The 5,227-nt window shown below is 70.3% G+C and carries 4 protein-coding genes; 3 read left to right on the top strand and 1 reads right to left on the bottom strand.

Annotated elements, in window-relative coordinates; translation table 11 throughout:
* Positions 1-7 precede the first annotated feature (7 nt).
* Positions 8-1,546 (top strand): phosphonate ABC transporter, permease protein PhnE, encoded by a 1,539-nt coding sequence (phnE, locus tag SJH88_RS18500; RefSeq protein ID WP_274755318.1) that lies wholly within the window; start codon positions 8-10, stop codon positions 1,544-1,546.
* 56 nt (positions 1,547-1,602) lie between these two features.
* Here phnE and SJH88_RS18495 read toward each other — a convergent pair whose 3' ends face one another.
* On the bottom strand, positions 1,603-2,526 hold the full coding sequence (locus SJH88_RS18495; protein WP_234686469.1) for an alpha/beta fold hydrolase: 924 nt from the start codon (positions 2,524-2,526) through the stop codon (positions 1,603-1,605).
* Between the two features lie 276 nt (positions 2,527-2,802).
* Here SJH88_RS18495 and SJH88_RS18490 point away from each other — a divergent pair, with 276 nt between their 5' ends.
* Positions 2,803-3,234 (top strand): MarR family winged helix-turn-helix transcriptional regulator, encoded by a 432-nt coding sequence (locus SJH88_RS18490; protein ID WP_274755317.1) that lies wholly within the window; start codon positions 2,803-2,805, stop codon positions 3,232-3,234.
* Positions 3,231-5,227: FUSC family protein (locus tag SJH88_RS18485; protein ID WP_274755316.1), on the top strand; the 1,997-nt coding region annotated here is incomplete at its 3' end. The genes SJH88_RS18490 and SJH88_RS18485, both read left to right, overlap by 4 nt.

Raw genomic sequence — 5,227 nt, 5'->3', positions numbered from 1 at the left:
AACGCCTTTGTCCGACCCGGCGGCGCGGCCCCGCCTGTGGGGCCTGCTGGTGGCCCTGGCCGTGCTGTGGCCCCTGTGGCAGGGCGCCGGCGTGCAGCCGGGGGCCTTGTTCGACCCCAACAACCTGCACGTCATCGGCGGCTTTCTGGCGGGCTTCTTGCCGCCAGACACCAGTGCCGAGTTTGGCGGCTATCTGTGGCAGGCCACGCTGGAGACGCTGGCCATTGCCACCATCGGCCTGCTGCTGGCCTTTGTGCTGGCCGTGCCGCTGTCGTACTGGGCCACCAGCGCCGTCCGTGAAAAGGCCACGCAGAACCCGGTGGCGCGCGCCATCCTGACCATCCTGCGCGGCATTCCCGAGCTGGTGTGGGCGCTGGTCTTCGTGCGCGTGTTCGGCCTGGGACCGACCGCCGGGGTGCTGGCCCTGGGGCTGACCTATGGCGGCATGCTGGCCAAGGTCTACGCCGAAATCCTGGAAAGCGAGGACGGCACCGCCGCCCGTGCCCTGGTGCGCAGCGGCAGTCCGCGCGCCCTGGCGCTGCTGTACGGGGTGCTGCCCCTGGCCTCCAAGGAACTGGTGTCCTACACCGTCTACCGCTGGGAATGCGCCATCCGCGCGTCCGTGGTCATGGGCTTTGTGGGCGCCGGCGGCCTGGGCCAGCTGATGGACCAGGCGATGAAGATGCTCAACGGCGGCGAGGCCTGCTCCATCCTGCTGGTGTTCGTGCTGCTGGTGCTGGGCGCGGATGCGCTGTCGAATGGCTTGCGCCGTGCCCTGGATGCGACGCCCGCGCCCCGTGCGGCGCCCTGGGGCTGGCGCAGTGCGGCGGTGCTGCTGGCCGTGTCGGCCGCCATCGTGGCCAGCTGGCAATTGCTGGGCATGGACTGGTCGCAGCTGTTCACCGGCCAGGCGGCCGCCGCGATGGGGGATTTCGTCACCGGCTTCTTCCCGCCGGACACCAGCGCAGCCTGGCTGTGGGCCGTGCTGGTGGGCATTGGCGAGACGCTGGCGATCTCGGTAGTGGGCACGCTGCTGGCCGCCGTTGCCGGCCTGTTGCTGGCCCTGCCCAGGTTCCGCGCGCCGTGGAATGTGGTGCTGAACCTGTTGCGCTCCGTGCCGGAGCTGGTGTGGGCCACCATCACCGCCCTGGCCGTCGGGCTGGGGCCGTTTGCCGGGGCCCTGGCCCTGGCTTTGCACACGGCCGGCGTGTTGGGGCGGCTGTATGCCGAAGCGCTGGAGAACGCCCCGCCGCAACCGGCCGAGGCCCTGCGCCGGACCGGCAGCGGGCGGGTGCTGGCCTTTCTGTACGGCACCTTGCCTGGTGCAGCGCCGCAGTTGCTGGCCTACACCCTGTACCGCTGGGAAATGAACATCCGCATGGCCGCCATCCTGGGATTTGTCGGCGCCGGGGGACTGGGGCAACTGCTGTACGTCAAGCTGTCGCTGTTCCACTACGCCGAAGCCAGCACGGTGATTCTGGCCATGCTGGGGTTGTCGGTGGCCGTCGATCAGACCAGCGCCTGGTTGCGCCGCGCCATGCGCTGAGCAGGCTCGGCTCACATCCACAAGGCGCTGCGTGCAGCGCCTTTTTTTATGCACCGTCAGCGCTGGGCATCGCGCAGATGGGGCACGATCAGCTCCAGCAGCGCCGGGGTGATGGCCGCATCCAGCTGGTGCCGCATGCCGACCAGGGTGTGCAGCTGCGCCCCCGAGATGGCGCGCGCCGTGGCCTCGCCGCCGCTGGGGTGGACGATGTAGTCGCGGTCACCGTGCAGCACCAGGGTGGGAGCCTGGATGTGGTGCAGCAGCCCGGTGCGGTCGCCGGAGGCCACGATGGCGGTGACCTGGCGTTCGTAGCCCTGCAGCGACAGCTCGGGCGTGGTGCGCTGCCAGGCCAGGGCCATGTGCTGGCGCCACAAGGTCTCGACGCCGGGCACCTCGGGGTTGCCGATGTGGCGCATCAGCTGCACGAACTTGTCCTGCGCCTGGGGCAGGGTCCAGGCGGGCCGACTGGTCAGCATGCGCCAGATGGTCGATGCGGCGGGCTGGCCCACCTGCTTGTTGCCGGTGGTGGAGAAGATGGAAGTCAGCGACAGCACGCGCTGCGGGGCCTGCGCCGCCACGTTCTGGGCAATCATGCCGCCCATGGACATGCCCAGCACATGCGCCTGCTCGGCCCCCAGGTGGTCCAGCAGGGCGATCACGTCGTTGGCCATGTCGCTGATCAGGTAGTGCCCGCTGGGGATGCGGTCCAGCAGCAGCCGCCAGCGCGCCGGCGGGGTCTGCGGCAGGTAGCTGGAGCGGCCCATGTCCCGGTTGTCGAGTGTGATGACGTACAGGCCCTCGGCCACCAGGCCGTCGATCAGGGCCTGGGGCCAGGACACCAGTTGCAGGCCCAGGCCGGCAATCAGCACGATGGGCGGGTGATCGGGGTGTCCATAGGTGCGAAAGCACAGTTGCAGGCCATTCGGCAGATCGGCGAAACGGTCCAGCGCGGGATCGGCCGGGGGCAGGTGGTGGTTCATGGGCCAGGGCAGCGTCCAACAAAGCCGCCAGTGTCGCGGCAACGGCGTACGAACTCAAGCCGTGCACGGTGCCCACGCCCTGGCGCCCGCAGGGGCTTGCAGACAGGCGCTGCATGCGCAAGAGCACTTTTTTTAAAATAGTTGGCATTGCCAATCATTTATCTTGCAAAGAGTCTGCATGAACCTGTCTGATGCCACGATGAACTGCCAACCGCCGTCCTGCGACGCCGCCGATGCGCCGCAGGCGGTGCCGTTTTTGGTCATTTGCTGGTCAGTGTGAGCCACCACTGGCGCCGTGTGCTGGAGATGCGCCTGGCGGAGCTGGGCTTGACCGATGCCACCTGGCGCCCGCTGTTTCACCTGCACCAGGCCGGCCAGGCGCTGAGCCTCAAGCAACTGGCGCAGCGCATGGGCCTGGACAGTTCCAGCCTGGTGCGCGTGGTGGACCTGCTGGAAGACCGGGGCCTGGTGCTGCGGGTCACCGATGCGGCCGATCGCCGCAGCAAGCAATTGCTGCTGACCGCCGATGGGCAGGCCATGGTGGCCGACGTGCACGGCAAGCTGCAGCGGGTGGAGCAGCAACTGCTGGAAGGCCTGCCCGCCTCGGCGGTGCAGGCCCTGGTGGCCGGACTGCTGCAACTGGACCGGCGCCTGGTGCAGGCGTCGCAGCCCCCAGCGGTCGGCACGTGCGATCCGGAGGCACCATGAGCGCATCCACCGCCACCACCTGGGCGCGGGCCCTGGGCTTTCACACCCCGGTGCTGGCGTTTGCCCTGCGCACGGCCCTGGCGGCCTTCGCCGCGTTGCTGCTGGCCTATGCCCTGGGGCTGGAGCACCCGCACTGGGCGGCCATGTCGGCCTGGGCCTGTAGCCAGCCGATGCGTGAGCATTTGCTGTCGCGCGGCATCTACCGCTTCGCCGGTTCGGTGGTGGGCGTGGCATTCGCCGTGGGCCTGGTGCTGCTGGCGCAGGAGTCGATCTGGGTGCTGGCCCTGGGCCTGGCCGCATGGAGCGCGCTGTGTGCCTTCCTGGGCAACCTGCAGCGCGGCTACATGGCCTACGGCTGCATGCTGGCGGGCTACTCGGCGGCCATGGTGATCTTGCTGCACGTGGGGCCCGTGGCCGCGATCTGGCCGTTTGCCTGGGACCGCCTGCTGACCGTGGTGACCGGGGTGCTGACCGCCGTGTGCATTTCCTGGTGCTTCGCCCCCCGGCGCCGCACCGCCGTGCTGATTGCCCAAAGCCGCCATGCGCTGGCCGGCGTGCTGCAGGCAGCCATCGCTTCGCTGCGCCCGCACGCCGCGCCTGCGCCGGCCCCGATGGCCGTGTTGCTCAGCCGTCTGGCCGAGGTGGAGGAGTTGCTGGAGCTGTACCCCGAAGGATCGCGCACGGCCCGCCACACTTCCAGGGCCATGCACTGGCAGCAGCACCGCGCCCTGGATCTGGTCTACCACCTGGGGCTGCTGCCGCGCGCCGAGGCGGCGGTGGACCTTGCCCCTGAGGGCCCGGCAGAGCAGCTGGTCCAGGCGCTGGAGTCGCTCGTGCAGGCGTTGCAGGCCGCGCCCGAGCCCGAGCAGGCCCAGGCCTTGCGCCAGTGCTTGCAACAGGCGATTGCGGCCTGCGAAGCTGCGGTGGCCGCCGTGCAGGCAGCCGGGCAGGCCGTCCCGGAGGTGTTGCATGCCCTGTATCTGCTGTTGCAGGCCATGCACAGCGGCTGGGAGGCCGAGCAACGGGATCTGCAAGGCCAGCGCCGGCCTGTGGCCCACGAGCGGCGCATGGCACCCTTGCCGTTGCACCGCGACTGGGTGGGTGCACGCCAGGCGGCCGTGCGTGCGGGCTGCACCTTGCTGCTGCTGGGCATGGTGTGGGCGCTCACGGAATGGCGCCTGGTGGCCTTCGGCATGCTGGGCCTGTCGGTCATGCTGCTGGTGTTTTCGGGCTTCGAGAGCCCGCACCGCACCATGGCCTTCGTGCTGCGTGGGCAGTTGATCGGCGCCGCCTTGGCGCTGCTGTGCCAGACCCTGGTCTGGCCCTGGGCCCAGTCGGGCTGGCAGATGGTGTGGATGCTGCTGCCGTTTGCCCTGCTGGGCGGGCTGGTGTTTGCCCACCAGCGCACGGCGGCGGGCGCCATGGACACCAACATGGCCATGTTCATCCTGCTGGCGCCGGTGTTTCCGCAAACTGCGGGGTGGACCCAGCACCTGAGCATGGCGCTGGCCGTGGTGTCCGGGCCGGCCTTGGCCTGGCTGGTGTACCGCGGGGTCTATCCCACCAATGCCCAGCGGCGCCTGCACACTCTGGCGCGCATGATGCTGGCCGAGGTGCCGGCCCTGGCGCGCCGCCTGCTGGATGAGGGGCGGCCCGCGCTGTGGCCGGGCGGCTCCGCCGCCGCTGCGCTGTGGCAGGCCCAGTTGCACCACCGCCTGTTGCGGCTGGTGCGCTGGGCGGACAAGACGCAGTGGCCCGCGCGCGGGCAGCTTCACGATCTGGGGCTGTCACTGCGCGCCATGCAGACCGCGCTGCTGCAGCTGCAGCAGTGGCGCCGCGACACCATCCTGGCCACCCCGGCCTTGCGCCGCACCGAGCGGCTGGCGGTGCAGGCCTTGCAGCGTACGGTAGCCTGGGGGGGGGCGCTGCGCGCGATCCTCGGCAGCAGGTCCGGCTGCAGGCCGCATGGCGGGCCTTGTCGGCCCAGCCCGGG

Source organism: Comamonas sp. GCA5, from assembly GCF_036541385.1.
GTDB classification, from domain to species: Bacteria; Pseudomonadota; Gammaproteobacteria; order Burkholderiales; family Burkholderiaceae_C; genus Comamonas; species Comamonas aquatica.
This window is presented reverse-complemented; position numbering and strand designations above follow the sequence as displayed.